The sequence below is a fragment of the Comamonas sp. C24C genome (assembly GCF_053345995.1).
Map to the genome: position 1 here is coordinate 594,353 of NZ_JBKFBC010000002.1, position 26,630 is coordinate 620,982.

Annotated in this window: 21 protein-coding genes and 1 riboswitch; of the genes, 2 read left to right on the forward strand and 19 right to left on the reverse strand. The window is 64.5% G+C overall.

All coding sequences use genetic code 11. From position 1 onward, the window contains the following. Positions 1 to 34: 34 nt before the first annotated feature. From ACLBXN_RS06400 to ACLBXN_RS06415, 4 genes are all read right to left on the reverse strand, one after another. Positions 35 to 2,149, reverse strand: a complete 2,115-nt coding sequence (locus tag ACLBXN_RS06400) for a TonB-dependent receptor (protein WP_447611538.1) — start codon at positions 2,147 to 2,149, stop codon at positions 35 to 37. Between the two features lie 108 nt (positions 2,150 to 2,257). Next, on the reverse strand, positions 2,258 to 4,702 hold the full coding sequence (locus ACLBXN_RS06405) for a TonB-dependent siderophore receptor (RefSeq protein ID WP_447611539.1): 2,445 nt from the start codon (positions 4,700 to 4,702) through the stop codon (positions 2,258 to 2,260). A gap of 276 nt (positions 4,703 to 4,978) precedes the next feature. Next, positions 4,979 to 5,944, reverse strand: a complete 966-nt coding sequence (locus tag ACLBXN_RS06410; RefSeq protein ID WP_447611540.1) for a FecR domain-containing protein — start codon at positions 5,942 to 5,944, stop codon at positions 4,979 to 4,981. Beyond that, on the reverse strand, positions 5,941 to 6,417 hold the full coding sequence (locus ACLBXN_RS06415) for a sigma-70 family RNA polymerase sigma factor (RefSeq protein WP_211455980.1): 477 nt from the start codon (positions 6,415 to 6,417) through the stop codon (positions 5,941 to 5,943). Before ACLBXN_RS06415 ends, ACLBXN_RS06410 begins: the two co-directional genes overlap by 4 nt. Positions 6,418 to 6,921: 504 nt before the next feature. Here ACLBXN_RS06415 and ACLBXN_RS06420 point away from each other — a divergent pair. Then, entirely contained in the window at positions 6,922 to 7,929 is a 1,008-nt protein-coding gene (locus ACLBXN_RS06420; protein WP_447611541.1) for a LysR family transcriptional regulator, read from the forward strand. A 118-nt stretch (positions 7,930 to 8,047) separates the two neighbouring features. On the opposite strand, the gene cobF is transcribed toward ACLBXN_RS06420, so the two are convergent. From cobF to cbiT, 4 genes are read right to left on the reverse strand one after another with little or no spacing between them, the layout of a single operon-like run. Next, the gene (cobF, locus tag ACLBXN_RS06425) at positions 8,048 to 8,806 is read right to left on the reverse strand and encodes a precorrin-6A synthase (deacetylating) (protein ID WP_447611542.1); all 759 of its coding nucleotides are present in this window, start codon (positions 8,804 to 8,806) and stop codon (positions 8,048 to 8,050) included. Beyond that, the gene (cobM, locus tag ACLBXN_RS06430) at positions 8,806 to 9,600 is read right to left on the reverse strand and encodes a precorrin-4 C(11)-methyltransferase (protein WP_447611543.1); all 795 of its coding nucleotides are present in this window, start codon (positions 9,598 to 9,600) and stop codon (positions 8,806 to 8,808) included. Before cobM ends, cobF begins: the two co-directional genes overlap by 1 nt. After that, positions 9,597 to 10,040: a cobalamin biosynthesis protein gene (locus tag ACLBXN_RS06435; protein ID WP_447611544.1), complete on the reverse strand. Its 444-nt coding sequence runs from the start codon at positions 10,038 to 10,040 to the stop codon at positions 9,597 to 9,599. The genes cobM and ACLBXN_RS06435 overlap by 4 nt, the downstream gene beginning before the upstream one ends. Beyond that, positions 10,037 to 11,233 (reverse strand): precorrin-6Y C5,15-methyltransferase (decarboxylating) subunit CbiT, encoded by a 1,197-nt coding sequence (gene cbiT, locus ACLBXN_RS06440; protein ID WP_447611545.1) that lies wholly within the window; start codon positions 11,231 to 11,233, stop codon positions 10,037 to 10,039. The genes ACLBXN_RS06435 and cbiT overlap by 4 nt, the downstream gene beginning before the upstream one ends. Between cbiT and ACLBXN_RS06445 the strand changes: the two genes are divergently transcribed. Then, positions 11,226 to 11,981: a cobalt-precorrin-6A reductase gene (locus ACLBXN_RS06445; RefSeq protein ID WP_447611546.1), complete on the forward strand. Its 756-nt coding sequence runs from the start codon at positions 11,226 to 11,228 to the stop codon at positions 11,979 to 11,981. The genes cbiT and ACLBXN_RS06445 overlap by 8 nt on opposite strands. Before the next feature lie 31 nt (positions 11,982 to 12,012). Here ACLBXN_RS06445 and cobJ read toward each other — a convergent pair whose 3' ends face one another. The 11 genes from cobJ to ACLBXN_RS06500 all read right to left on the reverse strand — a co-directional run. Then, positions 12,013 to 12,801 (reverse strand): precorrin-3B C(17)-methyltransferase, encoded by a 789-nt coding sequence (gene cobJ / locus ACLBXN_RS06450; protein WP_447611547.1) that lies wholly within the window; start codon positions 12,799 to 12,801, stop codon positions 12,013 to 12,015. Between the two features lie 25 nt (positions 12,802 to 12,826). Next, entirely contained in the window at positions 12,827 to 13,567 is a 741-nt protein-coding gene (gene cobI / locus ACLBXN_RS06455; RefSeq protein ID WP_447611548.1) for a precorrin-2 C(20)-methyltransferase, read from the reverse strand. An 11-nt stretch (positions 13,568 to 13,578) separates the two neighbouring features. Next, the gene (locus ACLBXN_RS06460; RefSeq protein WP_447611549.1) at positions 13,579 to 14,208 is read right to left on the reverse strand and encodes a precorrin-8X methylmutase; all 630 of its coding nucleotides are present in this window, start codon (positions 14,206 to 14,208) and stop codon (positions 13,579 to 13,581) included. Continuing rightward, on the reverse strand, positions 14,192 to 15,463 hold the full coding sequence (locus ACLBXN_RS06465; RefSeq protein ID WP_447611550.1) for a nitrite reductase: 1,272 nt from the start codon (positions 15,461 to 15,463) through the stop codon (positions 14,192 to 14,194). The genes ACLBXN_RS06460 and ACLBXN_RS06465 overlap by 17 nt, the downstream gene beginning before the upstream one ends. Positions 15,464 to 15,661: 198 nt before the next feature. Beyond that, positions 15,662 to 15,900: riboswitch (cobalamin riboswitch) on the reverse strand. A 171-nt stretch (positions 15,901 to 16,071) separates the two neighbouring features. Then, positions 16,072 to 16,659 (reverse strand): vWA domain-containing protein, encoded by a 588-nt coding sequence (locus ACLBXN_RS06470; protein ID WP_447611551.1) that lies wholly within the window; start codon positions 16,657 to 16,659, stop codon positions 16,072 to 16,074. A gap of 77 nt (positions 16,660 to 16,736) precedes the next feature. Then, entirely contained in the window at positions 16,737 to 17,939 is a 1,203-nt protein-coding gene (locus ACLBXN_RS06475; protein ID WP_447611552.1) for an ATP-binding protein, read from the reverse strand. Beyond that, the gene (gene cobN / locus ACLBXN_RS06480) at positions 17,936 to 21,760 is read right to left on the reverse strand and encodes a cobaltochelatase subunit CobN (protein ID WP_447611553.1); all 3,825 of its coding nucleotides are present in this window, start codon (positions 21,758 to 21,760) and stop codon (positions 17,936 to 17,938) included. The genes ACLBXN_RS06475 and cobN overlap by 4 nt, the downstream gene beginning before the upstream one ends. Before the next feature lie 62 nt (positions 21,761 to 21,822). Next, on the reverse strand, positions 21,823 to 22,869 hold the full coding sequence (cobW, locus tag ACLBXN_RS06485; protein WP_447611554.1) for a cobalamin biosynthesis protein CobW: 1,047 nt from the start codon (positions 22,867 to 22,869) through the stop codon (positions 21,823 to 21,825). Between the two features lie 33 nt (positions 22,870 to 22,902). After that, positions 22,903 to 23,724, reverse strand: coding sequence for a (2Fe-2S) ferredoxin domain-containing protein (locus ACLBXN_RS06490; protein ID WP_447611555.1), 822 nt, complete (start codon positions 23,722 to 23,724; stop codon positions 22,903 to 22,905). Then, positions 23,721 to 24,791 (reverse strand): ABC transporter substrate-binding protein, encoded by a 1,071-nt coding sequence (locus ACLBXN_RS06495; RefSeq protein ID WP_447611556.1) that lies wholly within the window; start codon positions 24,789 to 24,791, stop codon positions 23,721 to 23,723. The genes ACLBXN_RS06490 and ACLBXN_RS06495 overlap by 4 nt, the downstream gene beginning before the upstream one ends. Next, the coding region (locus tag ACLBXN_RS06500) for a TonB-dependent receptor (RefSeq protein ID WP_447611557.1) at positions 24,791 to 26,630 on the reverse strand (1,840 nt) is incomplete at its 5' end. The genes ACLBXN_RS06495 and ACLBXN_RS06500, both read right to left, overlap by 1 nt.

Below are 26,630 nucleotides of genomic sequence, written 5' to 3' on the forward strand. Positions count from 1 at the left end.
CCATGCCTCGGAGCTGTTGGACTGGCTCAGCCGTTTAAAAGTCCATCTGTGCCGACAGCATCAGCGTGCGCGGAGCGCCAACGGTGGCGTAGCTGGGGTTGGGCGTGGCAACCCAGTAGCCCTTGTTCGCCACGTTCTCCAGGCTGGCGCGCAGCACCAGGGGCTTGTTTGCCAGCTTGGTGCGGTAACGAGCGCCCAGGTCCACACGCGTCCAGCCAGGCATGCGCAGCAGATTGGCTGCATCAAAGTACATGGCCGAGGTGTGGATCACGCGGCCGTTGAAACTCAGGCCCGCCACCCATGGTGTGTCCCAGTCCAGGCCCACGTTGTAGGTCCGCTTGGGGACGCCGTTAGCCTGGTTGCCCTGGTTGTTGCCGCTGGCGGTACGCGTCAGCTTGGCATCGTTGAAGGCTGCGCTGGCCATCAGGCGCAGGCCGCGCTGGATCTCGCCGTAGGCCGTCAGCTCCAGCCCGCGATTGCGTTGCTCGCCGCCAAAGCTGTAGACATTGTTTTCGGTGATGCTGGCCGGTTGCGTGATCTGGTAGATTGCGGCCTGAGTCATCAGCACGCCCCAGTCCACCTTGACGCCAGCTTCCAGCTGCTTGCTCTTCTGAGGTGCAAAGACCTGCCCCTCGTTTGCCAGGCCCACGCCCGCAGTGCCACCGGCCGTCAGGCCTGCCGTGTAGTTGGCATAGATCGAGGTATTGGGCGTGGCCTTGAACACCAGACCTGCCAGCGGCGTGACGGAGCTGGCCTTGTAGGCGGTCGAGCCATTCACGCTCTTTTGATTGATGCTCTGGTCGCGCAGTCCCAGGGTCACGAAGATGCGTTCATTGAACAAGGCCATGGTGTCCGCGATGGCCACACTGTGCTGTTCCAGCTCGGCCGTCTTGCTGGGCTCAAGACGAGGCGTGGTGATCACGGGCAGGGGAGAAGGACGGTACAGATTGGAGGGAGTCGAGCCGGTGCCGGTGTAGAAGTAGCCGGTCTCGCGCGCCATATGGTTGGCAGACAGCACCAGCGTGTGGCCTATGCCTGCTGTCTTGAAGCGTGTGCGCAGGCCGATGTCGGCCGAGGTCGTCTTGTTGTATTCGTCGTAGTAGCCGTTGGAAACGCTGAAGTTGCCCTGAGAGTCGGGTTCAGTGCCCCAGGCACCCGGGAAGTTCTGGTAGCTCTTGACGTCGCTGTAGCCAATGCCGCCGTACACCGTGGTGTTGGCGTTGATGTCGTATTCGAGGCGGGATATGACGGTTTTGGCCTTGTCCGTCAGTGCCGTGCCCGGGTAGAAGTTCAGGCGTGCGTCAGGCACGGCAGGCACTTCGGTAATCCCGCTGCGAAAGCCCACCTGGGGGCGGAATTCGTTGGTCTTGCCGTTGGTGGAGAGCGCATCGAGGGACCAGCGCAGTTTCTGGCCCGCATAGTCCAGGCCCAGCGATCCCAGGCCCAGACGCTGGCGACCGCCGTCGATATTGCCCTCACCGTTGCGCCATACACCGTTGACCCGCACCCCCCACTGATTGTCCTCGCCAAAGCGGCGCCCCACATCCAGATGGGTGCCGAACTGGGCCTTGCCCATATAGGTGCCAGTCAGGCGCGTCAGCGGCGCATCGCCGGCACGCTTGGTGACCAGATTGATGTTGCCGCCCACGCTGCCACTGGGGCCCACGCCATTTGTCAGCGAGCCCGGGCCTTTGAGTACTTCCACCCGCTCGATCATCTCCAGCGGCACGCGTGTGGAGGGAACGAGGCCGTAGAGGCCGTTCATGGAGACGTCACGCATGCCGACGGTAAAGCCGCGGATCTGAAAGTCTTCTCCATAGCCGCCGCGGGCCTGAAGGGTGCGAACCGAAGCGTCGCTCATTACCACGTCGGAGATATTGAGCGCCTGTTGATTCTCGATCAGCTCCGAGGTGTAGTTGGTCGTGCTGAACGGCACATTCATCAGGTCGGTGCGGCCCAGAATGCCCAGGTCGCCGCCGCGGGCCAGCTGTCCGCCCGAGTAGGTTTTCTGCAGGCCGCCGATGGCTTCAGCCTGGTCAGCCACGACCACTTCCTGAAGGGCGGCGTCGCCGCTAGCGGTCTGGGCCGCCACGCCGAAGGAGGCCACGGCCATGCCGGTCCCCAGGCATTGGCCAAGGAGCCTGACCAAGGGTTGTAGTGCAAAACGCGAATGAGCGGAGGAAGAGCGATTTTTCATGAACTTCAAGTCGGAGGTGATGCGGAAAGGAAACAGGAAAGGCGTGGCCGGTGATCGGCTTCAGAAGTTCGCGCGCAGCGACAGCGTGACCTTGCGTGGCTCGCCGTAGTAGTTGTTGAAATACGTGCTGTTGGGCGAAAACTTGGCGTAATAGACTTTGTCGAACAGGTTGTTGACGTTGAGTTGCAGGGTGTAGGTCGGGTTCAGGCGATACACGAGCAAGGCGTCAAAAAGTGCGTAACCACCCTGGCGGGTGGTTAGGTTGCCAACGCTGGTGTAGGTATCGCTCTGCAGCCGCACTCCTGCCCCCACTGTCCAGCCCTGCCATGGGCCGCTGAGCCGGTGACTGGTATGCAGACGCAAGCTATGTCGCGGGTCCGCCGGGCGCAGAGGCTGGCCGACCAGGGCCGCCGTCTCGTCGCGCAGATACTGGGTGCTGGTGTAGGTATAGCTGGCCATTAGCTGCCAGCCCGGTCTTGGTTCGCCGCTCAGCTCGGCCTCCCAGCCCCGGCTGCGGCTTTTGCCACCGGCCAGATAGCAGCGGCCTGCTAGGTAGTAAGGAACGCAGGGCATGGCCGAGCTGCTGTCTTCCATGGCGTCGCCGAGAAACTGGATGTGGAATGCCGACAACGACCCCCGCAGCCGCCCGTCCAGGAATTCAGTCTTGAGTCCGGCTTCCAGGTCCTGGCCGCGGATGGGCGCCAGCAGGCTGCCGGCGCTGGTTTTCTTGTTCTGGGGGCTGAAAATCCTGCTGTAGCTGAGATAGGCATTGGTGTGATCCGACAGCTTGTGGATCAGGCCTGCATAGGGCGTGAGCTCATGCTGCACGCCATAGCTGCTTGCTGGCGTGGCAGGCTCGCGATAGTTCCACCAGCTCAGACGCGTGCCGAGCACGGCGCTGACCGAGTCGGTCAGCGACAGCAGCGCTCTGGCGAAGCCGCCATGTTGGTGCACCTGCGACATGGGTGCAGAGTAGGCATTGCCGTTGCCTACGGTATAGAAGGGCTCCGGGTAGCTGGTATAGGGGTTCCAGCTGCGGATATCCACGCCATAGAGCGGGCTGATGCCCCAGTGACCGGAGGTCCCAATCGCGCGCACCCTTTGCAGGTCCACGCCCAATGCCAGTTCATGCCTTCGTCCCAGCACCTCCAGGGGGCCGGTTGCCTGCAAGCTCCAGGTGCTTTGGCTGCTGGCCTCGCCGTCGTAGATGGAGGTGTTGACATCCACCAGAAAGGGGTTGGTGGTGCTGGCGCTGGAAAACGAGGTCTGCTTGAAGCCCGCTGAATGAAACTGGGTACGCGCTGCCTGCGCCTTGAGCTTCCAGCCGTTTCCCAGGGCATGATCCAGCTCGATGAAGGCCTGCCGGTTGCGCCGATTCCAGGTATTCCAGGCAGCTCCAAGATAGGTGCTGCGCGGCAGATCAAGCTGGCTGCCGTCCAGGGCGGCAGGCAGTCCTCCCCAGGAGCCCGTGGCTTCCAGCTCGGTGTGCTGCACGCTGGCGGTCAGCAATGTCCGGGGTCCGAGATCCGCCTCCAGCACGGCATAGAGGCTTTTTCGGTTCTCGTGACGTGCTGTCTGGAAGGAAGCCTTGTCATCGGCCAGTGCCACCAGGCGGCCCCGCAGGGTGCCGGCCGCGTTGAGCGAACCAGACAGGTCGGCTTCCTGTCGTCGCCTGTTCCAGGAGCCCAGAGTCAGGGCTGCAGATCCCTGGAAATCCGGCGTGGGGCGTTTGCGCACCATGTTCACCACGGCTGAAGGGTTGCCAGCGCCACGCAGCAGGCCGGATGCGCCGCGCAAAACTTCCACGCGGTCGAGCATGGCCGTGTCTGGCTGAATGAAGGTCGGGGCTGAAGTGACCTGGTTGATGCTCAGTCCGTCGATCTGCAGCGAGTCAATCTGATAGCCGCGCGCATAGTAGTTGATGCGCTCGCTGTCGATGTAGTCCACTGTCACGCCGGCGGTGTTGCTCATCACCGCGTGCAGGTCGGGCAGGGCCTGGTCATCGAGCCATTGGCGGGTGAGCACGGTAACGGGCTGGGGAATGTCGCTCACCAGCTGCTGTCCGACGTTGCCGGTGACTCGCGCCGCTGCATAGCTGCCGGAGTTCTCGGTCGTTGCGCTGATCTCTGCCTTGGCGCTGACCGTGACAGTCTCAAGCAAAGGTGCCCCTGCCGCTCCCTTGGGAGTCAGGGCGCGCAGGGTATAGACGCCGCTGGACTCGCGCACGGCTTGAAGCTCAGTGCCTTCAAGCAACCGGGCAAAGCCGTCCTCGACAGCGTAGGAGCCGTGGAGACCTGCAGAGTGGCGCTGGCCAGTCTGGGCCGCATCAAAGGACAGGGCCACGCCAGCCTGGTTGGCATAGCGGGCGATGACCTCCGAGAGAGGGCCGGGGGCAATGGCAAAGCTGCGGGCCCCTGTTCGCGCATCGATGGTCGGCTGTGGCTGGGCGGATGCCGGGGTGACTGCCAGGGCTGTCGCTGCAAGAAGCAGCCAGGCCAGCAGCAATTCTGTCTGGCGGCGAAAAACGCGGGATGCTGGCCTATGCGGCACATGCCGCAAGACGGCAGGAAGGCCGTGCTGTGGCAGTGAGACAGGAGGGCGGAGCATGGCGTCGAAGAAAATGAATGAGGTTTCCTCGTATGCCGAACAAGCCTTGCCAATCCTGCAACTGCTTTGGCATTTTTTTCAATGCATTCGCTTGCTGATAAAGCGTATTTGCTCTGAAACGCAATGCTGGAAAGGGATGGGTGCTATGTTTTTATTTTCTGAAATCAACAGCACTCAGCGCTGCGGATTACGGGCCTCCACGCGAACCCAGTAGCGCGTATGGCTGCGCAGCTGTAGGGGAAAGCGGCTGATCAGTGCAGCCAGGGCGCGGTCTGTGTCATCGATGGGAAAGGCGCCTGAGACCCTGAGCTGCGCGACTTCAGGTGAGCATCCCAGGTAGCCCTTGCGATAGCGCGACAGCTCGGCAATCAGCTCGCCCAGCGCAATGTCCACCGCCACCACTCCACCTTCGTGCCAACTGGCGCCGAATGGATCGGCCCTGGTCGCGGATCGCGTGGCGCCGGCCGTGAACCAGGTCTGCTCGCCTGCACGCAGCTCCTGAGGGTCTGCTGCTGCGGGAAGCACGCGAACTGCCTTTTCCTCCACCTGAACATGGCTTTGCCCACTGTCATCCAGGCGCACCATGAAACGTGTTCCCAGTGCCAGGACTCTGCCCTGAGGGGTCTGGACGCTGAAGGGACGCCCCTGAGAGTCGGGGTGGGTGCTGATCAGTATGCGGCCGCTGTGCAGGCGAAGCAGACGTTCGCGGTCGTTGAAGTCCACATCCACGCTGCTGGACGTGTCCAGCGCCAGCAGGGAGCCGTCGGGCAAGCTGATGTCAAGACGCTCGCCCGTGCCTGTGCGATGGGTGGCTTGCCACTGCTGCCAGGGCAGGCCTTGCCAGCCCATCCAGGCAGTGGTGCCGGCCCCGAGGCCGATCACCAGACTTCTCATTACCGTGCGCCGTGTCCGGCTTGCAGGCTTGCCCAGTGCCTGGCTGGCCAGCGAGGGAGGCAGGGTGGCGAGTTGAGCGCTGACGGACTGAACCCGCTGCCAGGCGCGCTGGTGGGCCGGGTCTGCCGCATGCCACTGCTGCCAGGCCTGCCGGGCATTGTCCGGGGCCGATGGATCTCTCAGGCGTACGTGCCATGCGGCCGCTTCATGCAGGGCCAGGCGTTCGATGTCGTCGGCGGGCCTCATGCAAGAACCAGGCAGCAATGTTCCATGGCGCGAGTGAGATAGTTGCTGACCGTGCGCAGCGAGATGCCCAGGCGTTCGGCGATCTCGGGGTAACTCAGTTCCTCGAACTGGGCCAGCACGAAGGCCTCGCGAACCTTGGGCGGAAGTTCCTGCAGCATGCGGTCCACATCCAGCAAGGTCTGCTGGATGATGGCCTGCTCCTCGGTGGACGGGGCGAATTCGGGTGGCACCGTGGCGAGGTAGTCGAGGTAGGATTGCTCCAGCGAGCGGCGACGGAACAGATCTGCTGCCAGGCCTTTTGCAATGGTGGCCAGATAGCGCCGTGGTTCCCGTATCTGCTCCTGCGGCATGGGGGAGCGCAACAGGCGCACAAAGGTGTCCTGTGCCAGATCTGCCGCATCTTCTCGATTGGAAAGCCGCTTGCGCAGCAGGCTTTGCAGCCAGGGGTGGTGGTCTTGGTAGAGGCTATGCACAGAAAAGACGTGGCATAAGCAAGCAAGAAAGGCCACGGAGTCATGTTTTGAGAATGGTTATCATTATCTTGCATGTGGGCCGGATTTCCATTTTGGCTTTTACTTAGTGGTGTTTTTCCAAGGGTCGTGCTCTACAGGGGGCCGGCCAGGATCGCCCGAAGCCGTTCACCGGCAATGCTGCTATATGCCTCGATCCGGACTGCAAGTGCCCCGTTTGCATGTCACGGCGTATGACGGCGTATCTTGACGGGTCAGAAGTCATGACGCGGCATCAGGAGACGGGTCAATTGCCGCGACAATGCGGTGGTGCGGCGTTTCCTCCGACCGCTCGGGCCTGAGGGCATGCACCGGTAGAGGCGTGCAAGCTATCCGACTCACGGTCATTCCGACGCTTGATGCAGGAGGCCCGCTTTCGGCGAGCGGGCGGGCGAGTCTGGCGCTCGCGCTGGCGAGATTTCAAGGCTTGCCGAACTTTGTTGAAACGATCTGACACCCGTTGGAATCATGGCTGCTGACTCTTCTTTTTCTCAGAGGCAGGCTGGTGCAGGGGCTGCAAGCCCCGAGGGCCGGTTGCTCTTTTCCCGTATGGTCAAGCAGGTGCGGTTGCGTCAGTTGCAGCTTTTGCTGGCTTTGCAGCAATGTGGCTCGGTCATGCAGGCGGCAGTGGAATTGAACATGAGTCAGTCGGCGGCGACCCAGGCCCTGGCCGAGCTGGAGCGGGTACTGGACATCAAGCTCTTCGAGCGCCATGCACGCGGCATACGGCCCACAGTGGCAGGCCAGGCCTTGATCGATGCAGCACGCGGCATGCTGGTGGGATTGCAGGAGGTGTCCGAATCGTTGGCCTCCATCCGGCGCGGGGCTTCGGCGGCTTTGCGTCTTGGAGCCATTCCGGCAGCTGCGCTTTCGGTGCTGTCCCAGCTGCTGCCGCGCTTTTACGAGGCACACCCGCAGGTCTATGTGGATGTGCATGAGGACGGCAGCGCCCCGTTGCTGTCGCAGCTCATGGCTTCGGGCCTCGATGTGGTGTTCTGTCGCCAGCCCCAGCTTTTGCCGGTGGAGTTTTCCTTCGAGCCGCTGCTGCTGGATGCGGCCGTGGTGATTGCGGATGCAGATCATCCTCTCGTCGGGCGTCGCGATGTGCCGCTGCCTGCCTTGAGGGGCGCGCGCTGGGTGCTGCCAAGCTTTGGCATCGCGGTGCGCCATATCGTGGAGACCGAGGTACTGCCCGTGCTGGAGGATGCCTCCTGGTTTCCGGCCTCCACCGTGTCCCTGCCCGTGCTGGAGGGCCTGCTCACCCAGCCTGGGGCCGTATCGCTGGTACCTCGCAGCATTCTTCCGGGACTGCGTTCGCAGGGACGTGTGCGTGCGTTGGATGTGCGTATCGAAGGGGGCTTGCCGCCGCTGGGCGCGGTGTATCGCACAGACCATGCACCAGTGCTGCTGCAGGAGATGCTCAGGCTCTGGCATCGGCTCAAGCTGCCTCATGCAGTAGCACCGGCATCCGCATAGACGGTTACCGGCAAGCAGCTTGAACGCCCCGGGCTATCGAGACTTTGCAGACATGAAGCGCTTCGTGCGCTGATCGGGTGTGACTGCCAGGCGACAGATGCGCCTTGGCGACCTTAGATCAGTGTGCAGCGACCCTGCGCAGCAGATAGATGTCCATGATCCAGCCGTTTTGCTCACGGGCCTGGGCGCGCCTGCTGGTGATGTCTGGCGCGATGTCGCAAAGCCTGCCATGCATGAGCAATTGCTGGGGCATGCCGAGATAGGCGCCCCAGTAGATGTCGACATCGGTGTCTTGCAGCTGCTCATAGCTGCGTTGACCATCCAGCATCACGACCAGGGTGTCCACCCCGGATGGCCAGCCGTTTTCGCGCAGCTGGCGACCGGTGGTGATCAGAAAGGGTTCGCCGATTTCATTGAGGGCGATGCCGTGGGCACTGCACAGCACCTGCATGGAGGTGATGCCGGGCACGACGCGCACCTGTTCGCGGGCCAGGCCCAGGCGCGAGGCAATGCGCAATGTGCTGTCGTAGAGTGCCGGATCGCCCCAGACGAGCAGGGCCACACGTCCCGAGCGAGCAGGTAGATGGCGCTGAAGACTGGCTTGCCAGCGCCGGGCAATGGCATCGTGCCATTCGTCCACCTGTTGGTCGTAGTCTGATCCCTGCTGGCGGCGTTGGGGCATGTCAAAGTGAGCAATTCGGCTCTCTTCCACGGCCAGGCTTTGCAGCAGCGACAGGCGGACCTGGGCCAGCTCGGCCTTGCTGTCTTCCTTGTGCGGCAGCAGAACCAGGTCGGCGTTGCGAATCGCTTTTTCGGCTTCCCGGGTGAGGTGATCGGGGTTGCCGGTGCCGATGCCGATCAGAAACAGCTCCAGCATCAGGCGCCTTCGGTTCCGCGAGGGAAGCGCGGTTCGTCGCCGCGCGGACGGTAGCGGCGATCGTAGTCATCGGCATAGAGCCGGCTGTTGCCGAAGTCCTGCTGGCTCAGCGTGGCACCGACCAGAATCAGCGCGCTGCGCTGCAGCGGATTGGACTGGGCTGCGCTGGCAATATCTCCGACACGGGTGCGCAGCAGCTGCTCGTCGGGCCATGAGGCACGCCAGACAATGGCGGCAGGGCAGTCTGCGCCGTAATGGCTGGTGAGCTCCTGCTGCACCTGCTCGGCCACATGGACCGACAGATGAATCGCCAGCACGGCTCCGGTCGCCGCGAAGGCGGCCAGGGTCTCGCCCTCGGGCATGCTCGAGGCCCGCCCTGAGGTGCGTGTCAGCACCACCGACTGGCAGGAGCCGGGCAGAGTCAGCTCGGCTTCCAGCGCAGCGGCTGCAGCACTGAAGGCGGGGACGCCGGGCGTGACGGTGTAGGGGATGTCCAGCTCGCGCAGGGCGCGCAGCTGCTCGCCCATGGCGGACCAGATGCTCAGGTCGCCGGAATGCAGGCGCGCCACATCCAGACCTTGCTCGTGCGCGGTCTGGATTTCGGCCACGATGTCCTGCAGCGACATGGGGGCGGTGTTGACGAGACGGGCACCTGCAGGGCAGTGCGCCAGCAGCTCGCTGGGTACCAGCGAGCCTGCGTACAGACACACCGGCGCGGCGGCCAGCAGATCACGCCCGCGAACGGTGATGAGGTCGGCCGCACCGGGGCCGGCTCCGATGAAATGAACGGTCAAGGCAAAACTCCAGGGATCAATGAGGTGGGCAGCGGCAGGCCGGCAATCGCCAGCGTGGCCCGTCGGTCTGCCGAAACGGTGCGCAGCACCAGCAGCCGGCTATGTGCCAGAGCGGCGCCGGCATGCAGGGCCAGGGCTTCTGCAACGCTGCCCGTGGCAAAGCGCTGCTGCAATCTTGGGGAATGCGACGGCGTGGCGATATGTGCAATCGTGCTTTCGGTACAGGTCTTCCAGTCGATATGGCACGGAATCCGGTTCGCCCAATCCTGCAAGGCGTAGGCCGCCGAGGTCTGGCTTCTGGTGCTCAGCAGTGCAAAGGTCCAGTGACAGGGCGCTGAATCCGCGCTTTCGAGTCTCTGGCAGGCCTGGCTCCAGCAGCTTTCGAATGATTGAGGCAGAGCACCGGCTTGAAAGCCCCAGCCCGCGAACAGATGTCTCATTGGCTGCTCCAGACCCACTGCACCAGGGGGCGGGCCGGGGACCAGGAATGCATGCTGCCCAGGCTCTGTGCTTCGCTCCATTGCAACTGATACAGCTGGCCGCCGTGTGTGCGGTGCAGTTCCAGCAGCAGCGCCTGGGTGTGCAGTGCCACGGCATTCACCACCAGCCGCCAAGGCCCGGAAAGGCGCATGCATAGGGCATCGAACAGCTCGGCGCTGAAGCCTCCGCCGACAAAGACGGCCTGCGGCTCTGGCTGCAGACGGGGCAGAGCTGCCAGGGCGTGGTCATGAACCACTTCGATCGCTGCCGCATAGCGCTCGGCATTCTGCGCGATATTGGATGCACGCGCGGCATGCTGCTCCACGCAGATGGCCTGGCCGCCAGCCAGGCACCACTCGACAGCGACCGAGCCCGAGCCCGCACCCAGATCCCAGAGCCACTCGCCTTTTCGCGGTGCCAGCGCTGCCAGCGTCATGGCGCGCACCGGGCTTTTGGTGATCTGCCCGTCATGTGCAAACTCACTGACGGGCAGGCCTGGCACCTGGGGCAGACCTTTTTCGCCGCGCGCTTCGAAAGCCGCAGTCACAGGGGCCTTGGCTGGCTGGGTTGCCAACAGTGAGGCCAGCTCGCGCGCAGTGCCACTGCGGATATCCTGCTGATCGCTGCCTGCCTGCTCCACCAGCCACAGCGGGCTGTCGCCCCAGCCCTGCTGCAGCAGCCACTGCGCCAGAGTGTGAGCGGCCGGGCCGTCACGCAACAGGCAGATAAAGCGCTCGTGAGGCGCCAGCAGAGGCGTCAGGCTGCTCAGGCTGCGAGCATGCAGGCCCAGACAGTGGGTGCGCTCCTGGGACCAGCCCAGTTCGCCTGCAACCCAGGAAAATGTCGAGGCTTGAGGGTAGTTGCGCCACTCGCCCAGCTCCAGGTGCCTGGCCAGCGATGCCCCTGCACCGAAGTGAAACGGATCGCCGGACACCAGCACGGCCACGCCTTGCTGTCCACGCAGCTGTAGCACGGGCTCGACGCTGAAGGGGACGGGCCAGGCCCTGCCGCGCGACCCTGCTTGTGCCAGCGCCAGATGACGCGGACTGCCGAACACAACACTGGCATCATCCAGGGCTCGTCGTGCTGCAGGGCTCAGACCTTCCAGCCCTGATGGATGAATTCCGATAATTGAAAGCCACGGATTGGCCATGACCCAAGTTCTCCTGTTAGGCGGCACTTTCGATGCCTATATGTTGTCCACGCTGCTGCACGAGGCCGGGGTGCAAGCCATCTATTCTTATGCCGGGGCCACCCAGACGCGCCGTACTCCGGCCCTGCCGGTGCGTGTGGGCGGCTTTGGCGGCGTGCAGGGGTTGGTCGATTACCTGAGTGCGCATCACATCACCCATGTCATCGACGCCACCCATCCGTTCGCGGCACAGATGAGTGCCAATGCCATCGTGGCCTGCGCCCAACTGGATCTGCCCTTGCTGTCCATGGAGCGGCCCGCCTGGCAGGCGCAGCCTGGCGACCAATGGCAGCATGTGCCGGATATGGCGGCTGCCGCACAGGCCTTGAGTCGGTCTTTGAAGCGGGTGTTTCTGGCGATAGGGCGCAAGCAGCTGGCGGCCTTTGCGGGCCTGGCCGGTGAGCACCAGTTTGTGCTGCGCGTCATCGACCAGGAGGGCGGTGCCTTGCCGTTGCCGGCTTCCAGCTATGAGCTGATCGTGGCGCGCGGCCCGTTTCGGCTCGCCGATGAGCTGGCGCTGCTCGGGCAGTACCGCGTCGACTGCATCGTCAGCAAGAATGCCGGTGGCGCAGATACCTATGCCAAGATCGAGGCCGCACGGCAACTGGGCATTCCGGTCATCATGGTCGACAGACCGGTACTGGCGCCCCGCACGCAGTGCCAGAGCCCGCAACAGGCCATGGAGTGGCTGGACCGGCAGCGCTGCTGAGCACTTTTGCCCGGCAGGACCTTGCGTGTACTCAGGCATTGTCGCTCACGATGGAAGCTGCGCTGCTGCAGGCTTCATAGCTGCGCGGGGTGTAGACATGCTTGCCCACCTGGCGGGTCTGGCTGTTGCCCACGATCACCACCGTGCGCATATCGGCCATATCGGCCCGTGCATCCTGCAGCTTCACGACCCGCAGCGTCTCATCGGGGCGGCTGACGTTGCGGGCAAAGCAGATCAGGCGCTCGGGCTCGCACTCCTGCTGCAGCACCTGCAGGGCGCGCGAGAAGCCCTCGGGGCGCGAGCGCGAACAGGGGTTGTAGAAGGCCATGGCGAAATCGGCCTGGGCGGCCAGGCGGATGCGGCGCTCGATGATCTTCGCGGGCTTGAGGTTGTCGGACAGGTTGATGGTGCAGAAATCATGTCCCAAGGGGGCCCCCAGGCGGGCTGCTGCTGCCAGCATGGCGGTGATGCCCGGCTGCACATGCACGTCCACGCCTTGCCAGCGGGCATGCTCCTCGGGGCTGGCTTGTTCCAGCGTCTCGAATACGGCACTGGCCATGGCGAACACGCCCGGGTCGCCCGACGAGAGCATCAGCACCTTGCGGCCCTGGGCTGCAAGATTCAAGGCGTTGCGCGCACGTTCCAGCTCCTCACGGTTGTCGCTGGCATGCAGTTGCAGGTGCTCCAGGCCCTGCAGCCGCGCCACATAGGGAAAGTAGCCGAATGCATCGCTGGCGCTGGCAATGCTGTCGCGAACCTGCTGCGTCAGCAGGGCATCATCGCCCGGGCCCAGGCCCAGCACCAGGAGTTGTGGAGGCATTGAGGTCTTGCTCATGTCAGCGCGATCACATGTCATTGGCCGGGCGGCGGCCCTGGCCGTGCACGACGATGATGGCGAAGTAAGGGCAGCGCTCGGGCGCATCGCGCAGCGGCATGACCTGCTGATCGCTCATGGTGCCGTTGATGACCAGCCAGGCACGGTCCAGCTTGCCTTGCTCGTCCAGCAGCCCACGGATGCGTCCCAGATGCCGTCCCACCTTCATGATGACCAGCGCGTCAGAGCGCGCCATATGCTCGCGCAGCGGCGTATCGGGCAAGGTCGCGGGCAGCACGCTCATCACATCGTCACCCCAGGTCATGGGAATGCCGGTGGCATGCCAGCAGCCCACCATGCCGGGGATGCCTGGCAGCACCTCCACCGTGACCTGTTCCGCTTGTCGCAGACGCACATAGAGGTGCATGAAGGAGCCGTAGAAGAACGGATCGCCTTCGCAGAGCACGATCACATCCTCGCTGCGCGTCAGCTCCGTCAACCTGGACTGCCAGTCCTGATAGAAACAGGACAGCTGGGCGATGTAGCGCGGGTCGTCGTGCGGAATCTCCGTGGTCAGCGGATACTCCATCGGGTACTCCGTGACCTCGGCATGCAGCAGGCCGTTGACCAGTTGCCGTGCCTTGCCCGGGTGACCGCGCTTGCGAAAGTAGGCCACATGGCGGGCGTTTCTCAGCAGGCGGTCGGCCTTCACGCTCATCATGTCGGGATCGCCGGGACCCAGTCCCACGCAGAAGATTTTTCCGTGATTCATGGTGACTCTTCCTACTCCACCGTGGTTGCCAGCGCGTTGATGGCGGCAACCGTGATGGCGGAGCCGCCGAGGCGCCCTTGCACAATGGCAAACGGAATCTGTCCCCATTCGCGCAGAGCGTCCTTGGACTCCGCCGCTCCCACAAAGCCGACCGGGCAGCCGACGATGGCGGCCGGGCGCGGGCAATCCGGGTCCTGCAGCATACGGAGCAGATGAAACAGGGCCGTCGGCGCATTGCCGATGGCGACCACGGCGCCGTCCAGATGCTCGCGCCACAGCTCCAGTGCTGCGGCGCTGCGGGTGTTGCCCATGTCGGCGGCCAGCGCTGGCACGCGTGGGTCCTGCAGGGTGCAGATGATGGGGTTTTGGGCCGACAGGCGCTTGCGCGTGATGCCCTCGCTGACCATACGAGCATCGCAGAGCACGGGTGCTCCGCGCTGCAGCGCGGCTTCTGCGGCTTCGGCAAAGGTCGGGGAAAAATGGATATGCGAGGCCAGCTCCACCATGCCGGCTGCGTGAATCATGCGGCAGGCAACCCGCTCTTCCACGGGATTGAAGCGCTTGAGATCGGCCTCGCGGCGGATGATGCTGAACGATTGCCGGTAAATCTCTTCACCGCACTTTTCATAGTTGTAGGTCATTGAGCTGTTGCTGTATATCGTGAGGATCTGGGTCCAGAGGCCGATAGGGAATGGAGGCCCGGACCGATGGTTGTGCTTCGGCGGGGCTGGCGTGCAGCCATATCTGGCCCGCTGTGTCCTGGCTGGCAAATACCAGATTTGTCGCATCGGCAGGCAGGGCACAGAGCTTGGCGCAGCCGCTGATATGAAGGTGCCGGTCTGCCGCCTGCGAGCTGGCGAACTGCAAGGCCATGGACTGGGCCGGGATATGGGCCTGAGGGCAGTTGGGGGCGCCAGTGCAGGCCGAGACCCGCAGGCGCACATCCGTGGACTGGCTGATCCAGTCCCAGGAATCGAGCCGGGCCGGCAGTGAATCCAGGTGCTTGTTCGGCAGCAGCAAAGATTTCCAGGGCGTGACCCGGATCTCTGCCTGTTCGGGCATGAGAGCCGCCAGCTTCTGTATGGCCCATGCGTCCAGGCGCCCCAGCGGGGCGCCCAGCAGCAGGCCGTGAGGGTTGAGCGCTCCGGGCCGCAACGGCCTGGCCGTGGTCTTGTCCTGAGTGCGGGGCTCAAGGTGATGACTGGCCCTGGCGAGTCCGCAGGCCTGAAGGTCGATGGGCGTTGCAAGGCCGCGCAATCGGCCTGCCGCCTGCGCGCTGCGCTCACGGGCAAACCACAGTGCAATCCGTATGGCGGCCTGGACGGCCGCCGGTGCGCTCTCGAAACCATACCAGTCTGCCGACTGGCCCAGGGCAAGCCCATAGCGTCCATCGGCGCAGGCCCATAGCTGAAGGTCTGAGCTCAGGCTTTGGAGGTGGCGCTGCGGATCGTCGACCAGCATGTCGAATTTGCCGGGCAAGGCAGGAATGTCCTGCTGTTGCAGGGCCAGGGGAGTCAGATCACGCGCCGTCGCCACGGAAAGCGCCAGAGCCAGCGCATGGGTGCGATCTCCTCTGGCATAGAACGGCGTGCAATGCACGGCAGGCGCCAGATCTGTCTGTTCATCGGCAGGGGCCAGCCTGGAGGCAACGAGCGCCGCGCGCAGGGCAGGCAGCGCCGATTCGTGCACGCCGCGCAATTGCAGGTTGCCGAGGCGCGTCAGCTCGATCTGGCCCGAGGCGTGGGTTCGCGCGAGCTCGGCCAGTACCAGCCACTGAGCGGCGCTGAGAGACGCGCAGCGAGGGCGCACGCGAACGATCCAGCCGTCCTGTGCCTGCATGGGCTTCCAGGTGCTGGGACACCAGCCGCGAATCTGGATGGTCTCAGGGCTGGACAAGCGTTGCTCCAGGCGACGAGGCCAGGGCACGGCCGGCCCGCTGGGACAAATCTGACTGGCAAATTCCATGCAACATAGGTCATCCACGGTCGGTTTGGCCGATACCCGGGCCAGACAAACAAAATGTGCAGAGGGAAATGAAGAGGTGATGAGCCGCACGCAGGCGTTGGCATATCACAAGCCACATGCAATCCCGCTGCGCCTTGTACACATCAGGCCGGTCTCCGGACTTACAGAGCTCACCTGAGGGTGGCATGTCGATGCGCCTTCCCGCTTTCGCAGTGGCGGCCATGGCCGTGGGCCAGAGCGTGCATCGCCATATATCTGATTACCGTTGCGGGTGCAGTGCAGGATTGATGGGGATTCCATTCACCTGCTTCTCGTTTCACCTCCGCGCGCAGAGCACGCCTTGAGGCACCTGTGGTGGCGCGATCTTACGCGATAACCTGGTGCATACGGCCCAATTCATCGGCCTGGCGGCCGCTTTCCTGCCGCCTGTGGGGTCGCTGAGTATCGATAGGGCGAACAGGGGCAGTGTGATGCCCTGTTGGATGGTTATCAAAATGGATAGCTGCTAGCGCTTGCCTGCTAAGCGGTAGAGGCGATTTTTAGTTGAATTTCAGCGGCAGTCGAAGAGTATCCGGCCAGGCCTTTGCCAGCCTCTCGGCACCACCAAACAGACGCTTGTTCTGGCCCGCAGCGGCTTCACAGTCCACCAGAATCTGCGCCAGGGCAGGTATGGGGCCGCGCTCCAGTTGCAGCACATCGGGGCTACGGAAGTCGCTGATCAGCCACAGGCGGGATGGTTGCCGGGAGTATCTGGCCGCCATCTGCCAGCCTGACTCCAGGGCCTGGGCCAGCGGCGTGCCGCCACCGCCGCGCAGCGGCTCGATCAGATCGGCATTCCAGCGTGGCGCCCGCGTGGGCTCCAGCAGCCAGTGCAGCCGGCCTGCGCCGAAGCACAGCAGGGCCACGGATTCGCGCTGCAGATAGGCCCGGCGCAGCCACTGCAGCAGCAGGCCCTTGGCCTGGGCGAATGCGCCGCTCTCCACCATGGAGGCCGAGCAGTCAAGCAGGAACAGGTGTTGCCTGCGCACCGCTCCCTCGGGCTGGTGCCAGCGCAGATGGGCGGGTGCCAGCGGCAGCCCCTGGCGCTGGCGCAGAGTGCCAGTCCAGTCAATCGATGACCCTGGCATCTTGTGGGCGCTGGATACGGCATGGCTGGCCAGGGCCAGACCTTGGTTGGCGGAGCCGACTTGCCCCCGGCCGGCGCTCAGCGCAGCAGACCGGAGGCCCGGGCTTTTTTTGCGGCCAGGGCCTCCAGGGCTGCCTGAGCCATGGCATCGGCCTGTTGAGGCTCGAAGACGACACTGCTCACGGTTTGAGCCTGACCCCAGCCGGCAGGCGGCTGTTCGAGGCCCGGGCCGGCGTCTTGAGGCAAGGAGCCGGTGGCGCCGGGTTCGCGGGAGGCCGCTGAAGGGGATGCTGACGCCTGGATATCAGGCTCCGTGCGGTCTTTGCGGTCCGTGCCGGATGGCGCAGCGGGCACGGCCGCAGGCGTGCCTGCGGGAGTCTGCTGGGGCTGACTGGCGCTGCCCGGGTCTGGCTGCGCAGCGCGATGCAGCAGTACCAGTGGCGCGACTTCGGCCACATGGGCTGGCGTGATGCTGTGACTGCCTTGCCAGGCTGCCAGGGCGCGTGCAGCGCGCAGCATGACCAGGTCGGCACGCAGTCCGTCTACCTGGGCGGCAATGCACTGCAGGGCCACGGCCTCGTGGACGGCATCGCTCCAGGTCAGTTCCGAGGCATTGCGGCAACGGCTGCGGGCCTGCGCCAGCCGTTGGCGGATCTCCTGCTGGTGGGCCGCATGGGATTGCACAAAGCCCTGGGGGTCCAGGTCAAAGCGCAGCCTGGCCTTGACGATGCTGCTGCGCAGCTGCGGGTCCTGGGCATTATCCAACTGCACACAAAGGCCCAGGCGGTCCAGCAACTGCGGGCGCAGCATGCCTTCCTCGGGGTTCATGGTGCCGACCAGCACAAAGCGTGCAGCATGGCTGTGCGAGATCCCGTCGCGCTCTATGCGATTGATGCCGGAGGCTGCCACATCAAGCAGCACATCGACGATGGCATCGGGCAGCAGATTGATCTCATCGACATAGAGAACCCCTTCGTGCGCCTTGGCGATCAGGCCCGGCGCAAAAGCCACTTCATGGCCCGCCAGAGCTTTGGACAGGTCCAGGCTGCCGGTCACATGCTCGATGGAGGCACCTAGCGGCAGGGTGACGAATGGTGCAGGTGCCAGCAGATCCGCCAGCGCACGTGCTGCCGTGGACTTTGCCGTGCCGCGCGGGCCCCGGATGAGCACGCCGCCCAACTGTGGCTCGATCGCGGCCAGCAGCAGAGCCAGCACGAGGGTGGGCTGTCCCTGTATGGCAGAGAGAGGGAATACGGGTACCGGATCGTGGTTGGGGCTCATTGGGAAACCTGTCCTTCCATGAATTCTTCGTGCTCCAGCATCTGGGCCAGCAGGCTCTGGCGATGCTCGCCGGGCTGCTCCCACATGCCACGGTCTATGGCTTCCAGCAGGCGCGAGACGATATCGCCCAGCGCCTGTGGATTGTGCTGGCGCAGAAACTGGCGCACGCTCTCATCTTCCACATAAGCCTGGGTGACCATGGCGTAATGCTGGTCCGAGACCAGCGCGGTGGTGGCATCGAAGCCGAATAGATAGTCCACCGTGGCCGCCATCTCGAAGCCGCCCTTGTAGCCGTGGCGCATGGCGCCCGCAATCCACTTGGGATTGATGACGCGGGCGCGTACCACGCGACCGATCTCCTCGGCCAGGGAGCGAATCCTGGCAGACTGAGGATTGCCGTGGTCGCCATGATAGATGGCAGGGTCGCTGCCGCCCAGGTGCCGCACGGCCGCCACCATGCCGCCCTGATGCTGGTAGTACTCGCTGGAGTCCAGCAGGTCATGCTCGCGGCTGTCCTGATTCTGCAGCACCACATCCAACGCCTGCAGACGCCGCTCCAGAGCGGCGCGGGCCGGCACGCCATCGGCCTGCTGGCCGTAGGCATAGGCACCCCAGTGCAGGTAGTGGCGTGCAAAGTCACCTGCGTCGGTCCACTGGCCGCTACGCAGCATCTCATGCATGCTGGCCCCGTAGCTGCCTGTAGGCGCCCCGAAGACGCGCCATAGCGCCTGTTCGCGGGCCGCGTCGGCGCTCAGGCCCTGCTCCATGGCGGTTTGCGTGTCACGCAGCATGCGGGCGCGGATAGGGTTGTCCTCGGCGTCCTCATCCAGCTCGGCCACGGCACGTACCGCAGCATCGAACATCTGCACCACGTTGGGAAAGGCATCGCGGAAGAAGCCGCTGATGCGCAGCGTCACGTCGACACGCGGGCGACGCAGCCCCACGGCGGGAATGACTTCAAAGTCGGTCACGCGCTGGCTGCCGGCCGCCCATTTGGGACGAACCCCGATCAGGGCAAAGGCCTGGGCGATATCGTCGCCGCCGGTGCGCATGGTGGCCGTGCCCCAGACGGAAAGCCCGATGGCTTGCGGATATTCGCCATGCTCCTGCAGATAACGCTCCAGCAGGCGTTGAGTGGACTGCTGCCCCAGCGCCCAGGCAGTCTGGGTGGGGATGGCACGGGTGTCCACGGTGTAGAAGTTGCGCCCCGTGGGCAAGGTGTCGCAGCGCCCGCGCGAGGGCGATCCGCTGGGACCGGGGGGGACAAAGCATCCTCGCAGTGCGCGCGAGAACTGCAGCAGCTCCTGAGGGCCGCAGGCGTCCAGTGACGGTGCAATCTGCTGCTCTATGCGCGTCAGCACTTGTAGGGTGTGTGGCCAGTCGCGGGCCAGCTCGGGCCGGGCAATGACCTGCAGGGCCAGCAGCTCGAGACGCTCGCGCGCGTCGCCGCCATGGCGCCAGGCACCGGCAGCCTGCTGCTGCAGCGCGGCCGGACGCGGGCCGTTCCAGGGCGCGGCGGCATCCATGTCCAGCGGGTTCCAGTCCATGGCCGGCAGCAGGTCGGCGGCCAGTGCGTTGAGCAGGCCTTGCTCGTTGCCACCACTGCCTGGGTAGCGCGCCAGCGACAGCAGGGTGGATTCACGCAGCTGGCCCTGGGGCGAGCGGCCGAAGATATGCAGGCCATCGCGGATCTGGGTTTCCTTGAGTTCGCACAGATAGGCATCGATGCGTTCCAGCAGCTGCTCGTCGGCATCGGGCTGTGCGCCTGCCGCTTCGAGGCCGAGTTCGCGCAGCAGATCCTGCTGCGTGGCGCAGTCCAGAATCTGCTTGCGCAGCATGCCGGAGCGGCGCAGATCGACCAGCAGGGCTTCGTAGTATTCGTCCACCAGGCGTTCCAGCTCCTGCATGGGGCCGTGGTTTTCGGCGCGCGTGAGCGGCGGCATCAGATGGTCGATGATGACGGCCTGGCTGCGGCGCTTGGCCTGAGCCCCTTCGCCCGGGTCGTTGACGATGAAGGGGTAGACATGCGGCAGCGGGCCGAGAATGGCATCGGGCCAGCATTGCTGGGACAGCGCCAGGCTCTTTCCCGGCAGCCATTCCAGATTGCCATGCTTGCCTACATGGACCATGGCGTCCGCGCCGAACACATCGCGCAGCCAGAAGTAGAACGCCAGATAGTGATGGGGCGGCACCAGCTCGGCGTCGTGGTAGCTCGCGTAGTCATTGCGTCCATCGAGAGAGCGCGCGGGCTGTATGCCGACAAAGACATGGCCCAGCTGCAGGCCCGCAATCATGAACCAGCCATCGCGCAGCATGGGGTCCTGCTCGGGCGCACCCCAGCGATCGGCTATGGCCTGGGCCATATCGCCGGGCAGCCTTGCCAGGCGCTGTTGATAGGCCTGCAGCGAATAGCCCTGGCTCGCGGGACGCAGAGGCCATTTTTTCGGGTCGTTGGCGATGCCCTGCTGCAGCAGGCCCATCAGAGCCAGACCGGAGTCGGGCCGCGCAGCAGCATCCCCCAGCTGCCAGCCGTCGCGTGCCAGCTGATCCAGCAGGGCGACGACGGATTCCGGCGTATCTAGGCCCACGCCACTGCCCATCCGAGCTTCGCTGCCCGGGTAGTTGGCCAGTATCAGCGCGGCTTTCTTCTGCGCGGCGGGCTTGCTGCGCAGCTGACACCAGCGCCAGGCCAGCTCGGCAATCCAGGCAATGCGGTCGGGCTCGGCCTGGTAGCTGATCACATCAGCTTGCGTCAGCTCGCAGCGATGGGCCAGGCCCTTGAAGCTCATGGCGCGCGTCATGATGCGGCCGTCCATCTCGGGCAGCACCACCTGCATGGCAATGTCGCGCGGGCGCAGGCCCTGGCTGTCAGCCAGCCAGTCCTCGCGGTTGCTGCCGCTGGCGATGACCTGCAGCACGGGAATGTCGCCCGCCAGCGCATCGGCAGCCTCGCCGGTGCGTGCATGTTCCCCGAGGGCCGCAAACGCCGTGGTGTTGAGAATGATCTGCACCTGGTGGGTGAGGCACAGGGAGCGCAGCGTCTGCAGGCACAGCCCGTCCTTGAGCGACTCCAGGGCCAGCGGCAGCGGGTTCAGGCCGCGTGCGAGCAGGGCGTCGGCCATGAGGTCGAAGGCCTCGGTATTGGCCGCCAGCAGATGTGAACGGTAGAACACCAGCATCGCCACGGGGGCCCCTGGGGTCCAGCGCGCCTGCAGGTCGTCCAGGCCCGGAAGATGCCCTGCATCGTCGGCCAGCCAGCTTTGTGGCACATGCACGGCCACGGGGGGCAGCACCCGCACGGGCGCGCCCTCGCGGCCCTGGTTCAGGCCCCAGGCTGCCGCCATGCGCAGGAACTCGCGCGCATTGCCAAGGCCGCCGGCGCGCAGATATTGCCATAGCGCACGGCTTTGCTCGGGCTCAAGCGTACCCTTGGCCAGCAGTTCCGGATCTTCCTGGTTGTCGCCAGAGAACATGGCCAGCTTCTGGCCCTTGCGGCGCGCCAGCTTTTGCAGTTGCTCAATGCCGTAGGGCCAGGTGGATTCGGCTCCCAGATGGTCGACGATGACCAGCCTGGCATGCTGCAGCACCTCGTCGATATACAGATCGAGCGAGGCGCTCTGGCGCAGATGCAGCAGATTGGCGAGCCGCAGCGTGGGGACATCGGCTTCGGCTTGCTGCCACATCCGGTAGGCATCGGCCAGCAGCGACAGCGTGGTGTCGGCGGAACTGAGCACCACCATGTCGGCAGGCGTCTGGTCCAGACGGGTGATGATGCTGTCGTCTTCGACAAAGCCGCCAGGGCGGGAGCTGAGCAGGTGCATGATTCAAAAAGATAGCTTTATTCGCTTGCCAGTAAAGCGATTGAGGCTGATTTTGCTTGGATTTATGCCTGTGCGCCCAGCAAGGCCTGGCGCAGCACGGCGGCGTCGAGCTGCTTGCCGATGAACACCAGACGCGTGGCTGCAGCTTCACCCTCGGCCCAGGCACGGTCGAAATATGCATCGAAGCGGCGGCCCACGCCTTGCACCAGCAGACGCATTTTCTTGCCCGGCAGCGCGGCAAAGCCCTTGACGCGCAGTACGCCATGCTGCTCCACGATGGACTGCAGGGCCAGCATCAGACGCTCACGGTCCACGGCACCCAGGTCCAGGTGCAGGGAGTCGAAGGCATCGTGGTCGTGGTCTTCGTCATGGTCATGGTGGCTGTGCTTGTCGTCGATCGACAGCTCGGCGGCGCGATGCTGGCCCAGCAGCACGTTCAGCGGCACCTGGCCCTGCAGGGCTTCGATCATCTTCACGCTGGCCGGTACTTCTTCGGCCACCAGGGAACGTACCTGGCCGAGTTGTTCGGCCGTGACCAGATCGGCCTTGGACAGCACCACCAGATCGGCGGCCGAGAGCTGGTCCTCGAACAGCTCATGCAGGCTGGCGTCATGGTCGAGATTGGGGTCGGCCTGGCGCTGCTCGTCGACGGCATGCGGGTCATGGGCAAACTGGCCGGCGGCCGCAGCGGGCGTGTCGACCACGGTGACCACGGAATCGACGGTGAAGACATTGGCAATGTCGGGCCACTGGAAGGCCTGGACCAGGGGCTTGGGCAAGGCCAGGCCGCTGGTCTCGATCAGCAGCACATCGATATCGGCGCGGCGCTCGGCCAGGGCCTTCATGACAGGGAAGAACTCTTCCTGCACGGTGCAGCACATGCAGCCGTTGGCCAGCTCGTAGATTTGACCGTCGGCGCCGCCTTCCTCCTGGCAGCCTATGGCACAGGTCTTGAGGATTTCGCCGTCAATGCCCAGTTCGCCGAACTCGTTGACGATGACGGCCACGCGCAGCCCCTTGGCCTGCTCGAGGATATGGCGCATCAAGGTGGTCTTGCCGCTGCCGAGAAAGCCGGTGACGATGGTGGCGGGAATCTTGGTGGTTTGCATGGATCTATCTCCGGTGGAGGAAAGCAAGAGAAATCAGGGGCGTTCGAGGACAGCCGGTCCGTGGACATGGCATTGCGGGTTGACGCGCGCATCAAGCACATGGCCTGTGAGTGTGGACGCCAGATTGTCGGCATCCATGGGACCGTACCAGACGCCGTCGGGATAGACGATCATCAACGGGCCATGGTTGCAGGGGTACTGGCAGCCGGTCTGCAGCGGCTGCAGCCGGTTTTTCAGTCCCGGTGTTTCACGTATCGCGCGCGTCAGTGTGGGCCATAGCTGCAGCGCTCCCTTGGCCGCGCAGCGCGGGCCCACGCACCACAGCACATGCTGGCGGTGCTCGGGCACCAGCGACCAGCCCTTGGGGTCGTGCTCCCATGGATCGACGCCCAGCACCTCTGGCACATCGGGCTGGCGCAGTGCATCTTCCACGGACCGGGCCAGCAACTCGGTCAGCCCGGGTAGCTGCAGCAGCGGTTGACCAAATACCAGACGCGGAGAGGGCTGTGAGGAATCACGTGCTGAACGCCAGCGCATGATGAGCTTGTGCAGCCAGCGGCGCAGCGAGGCTTCGTCAGGCACCATCACGGGCAGGATCAGAATGCTGCGCGCCTCGGCACACAGGTCCAGCGCCTCGCCCAGCGTGGGCTGGGCGCGGTCCACATAGGCCGTGGTCACCTGCTGCACAGGCTGGCCTGAGGCCCTCATGGCGGTCTCCAGCCGCGCTGCCAGATCGCTGAGCTCCGTCAGGCCTGCGGTATAGGCGCCGCCCCGGCTGAGCAAGATGATGGCCAGCGAAGGCGCTGCGGCCTGCTTGAGGTCGGCAGGTCGGGAGCTGGGGAGGTGCTTGTTCACGGCAGCTCTCCTGCAGAAAACTCCACGCGCTGGACGCTGATCTTGCGCTCGGGGTGCAAGGCGGCTGCCAGGCGCTGTGCGGCTTCGATATTGCGCGGGCCGGGTGTGGCTTCGGCATAGCTCATCACGAAGAACCGGCGATTGCGAATGGCGGAAACCGCCTCAAGTTCCTTTTTTTGCAGCAGGAAGTCGATCTTGCCCTGGGCGTCGGGTTGGCCGTAGTCAATGATCACGATCCACTCGGGGTCGCGCTCGATCACGTCTTCCCAGTTGCCGCGCTGCCAGTTCTGGCGCAGGTCTGCAAAGATATTGCTGGCTCCAGCCTCGTCCAGCATGGCTTGTGGCATGCCGAAGTGACCGACGGTGACGGGAATCTCCTGGCCGCTGTCGTAGACAAAGACGCGCGGCAGCGTGCGGTTGCCTTGCATCTGCTGGCGCAGCTGGGCCTGGGAGGCCCGCAGTTTGTCTATGCGTGGCTGGGTCTGCGGGAGGACGCCAAAGATGCGGCTGATGTTCTCCATGTCGAGCAATGCATCGTCCAGTGCGATGCGCTCGCGCTTTTGCACGCGGATGCAGGATTCAGACAGCACATAGGAGGCGATCCCGTGGCTGGCCAGGCGCTCCGGGGTCACGGCACCTTGGCGAAAGCCATAGCTCCAGCCGCCAAAGACAAAGTCGGCTTCGGCTCCCAGCAATACCTCCAGGTTCATGCCCTGGGATGAAAGATCGGGCAGACGCTGCAGCCAGGGCTTGAGCTGGGGGCTGATCTCCTTGCTGGAAGGGATGCCCGAGTAGCCGACCAGGCGCCGGCCCAGACCGAGATAGAGAAAGCTCTCGGTGATGTTGACGTCATGGGTGACGGCACGCTGGGGAACCTTGTCATAGCGCACCGTCTGCCCGCACACCGGCAACTCCAGTACGGGCTGATGCTGGCGCATCGGTACCGCAACCGCCTGCGGCTCGGGTGCTTTGCCGCAACCGACCAGCAGCAGCGATGCCGCCAGCAGCGCCGAGGCGCAGGGACGATTCAAGCCAATAGCTTGCATGGCAACAGGCCTGGGCAGCATCAGAAACGCATCAGCGCGGACAGTTCCACGCTGCGTCCGCGTCCCAGCAGCCATTGGTTGCCACTATAGGCATAGGTGGCATAGAGGCGGTTGGTCAGGTTGCGGCCCACCAGGCGCAGCGTGGTGCGCGGGTTCATATCCCAGCTCATCACGGCGTCGGTCACCACATAGGAAGGCATGCGAACGGTGTTGGCGTTGTCACCAAAACGGTCGCCCACATAGCGCATGCCCAGCGATGCCTGCCAGGGGCCGGTGCGGTAGTGACCCCAGAGGTTGGCAGTCACGCGCGGTACGTTGCTGGGGCGGTTGCCTGCACGGTCCACGCCCTTGCTGCCTTCGAGCAAACGGTCGAACTTCGCATCCACATAGGCAATATTGCCTTCGAAGCGCAGCGTCTTGCTGGCATGGATGAGACCGGTCAGTTCAATCCCCCTGGACGACTGCTTGCCACCCTGGATCGACAGTGCCGGACGATCGGGGTCGCGGGTGATGATGTCGTCCTTGACGATGCGATAGGCCGCCACGGTCCATTCGCCACGCCCATCGGCCAGTTGCTGCTTGTAGCCGACCTCGATCTGGCGGCCCTGGCTGAGGCTGAAGCCGGTTTGCGACTGGGCAATCGCCAGCAGGCTGGTGACGGGGTCATGGCCGGTACTGGTTTGCACATAGGCGCTGCTGAGCGCATCGAACTTGTGGGTCAGGCCCAGGCGCCAGGAAGTGCCGTTCAGCGGCTTGTCAAAGCCCGAGCCGTCCTGAATATTGTTGCGCGAGAAGGCATACCAGTCACGACGCATGCCGGCCATCAACAGCCATTGCTCGCTGATCTTCCAGGCATCTTCGAGATACAGCGCATTCTGGCGAAGGCTGGAGTTCATGCGCGGCAGATAGGCATCGGGGCTGTCCCAATAGCCATGCTGCGGGTTGAAGGCCGAAACCGTGGATTGGCCGGTGTAGGGAGAGTTGCTGGTGCTTGTGAACTGGGCATTGGAGATGTCCCAGCCCACGGCGATCTGGTGGTTGGCGGCCTTGAGGTCCAGCCCCATGCGATTGCCCGTCTGCTGCACATCGTGGCCGATTTCCAGATAGTCGGATCGCCCCACCTGGCCGGTGGCCGGCTGGTAGTCGTAGGCCTCGATGTTCTTCCAGTGGCGATCGGACTTGAAGTGATAGAGCTCGTTGCGCACCGTCAGCGCGTCGCTGGCACGCCACTGGGCCTTGGCACGGAAGCGCTGGTCCTTGAACTGGTCGATGGCATCGAGCACGTTGTAGTTCTTGTTGCGCAGCTCCTTGACTATCTGCCCGTTGACCACGGGCGAGCCGAAATAGCGCTCGGGCTTTTGCTGGCTGATGTCGGCACTGAGGTCCACGGTCAGATCGCTGCGCGGCGTCCAGCGCAGTGCGCTCATCAGCTTGCCGCTGCTGGCCTTGCCCAGCTCGCGCTCGCCGTCGGTGCGGTCGCCATAGGCATCGAGACGGTAGCTCAGGGTCTCGCCCAGTGCGCCACTGGCGCCGATGCCGGCGTAGGCCTTGCCGTGGCTGCCTGCTCCCAGCAGCACTTCGGTAGAGCGCTCGCGGCTGGGCTGCTTGCGGATGGCATTCATGGTGGCACCTGTGGTGCCGCTGCCATACATCAGCGATGCCGGGCCGCGCAGCACTTCGATGCGCTCATAGCCCCAGCTGTCGCCCGGATAGTTGACGGTGCCCGAGGCCACGCCCAGCATGATGCCGTCCTCGGCAATGCCGATGGAGTTCACGCCATTGAAACCGCGGCTTGAAAAAGACAGCCCCCCATTGCCGGGGGCGCCCGATGTACTCAGGCCCACGGTGCGGGTGAGCGCG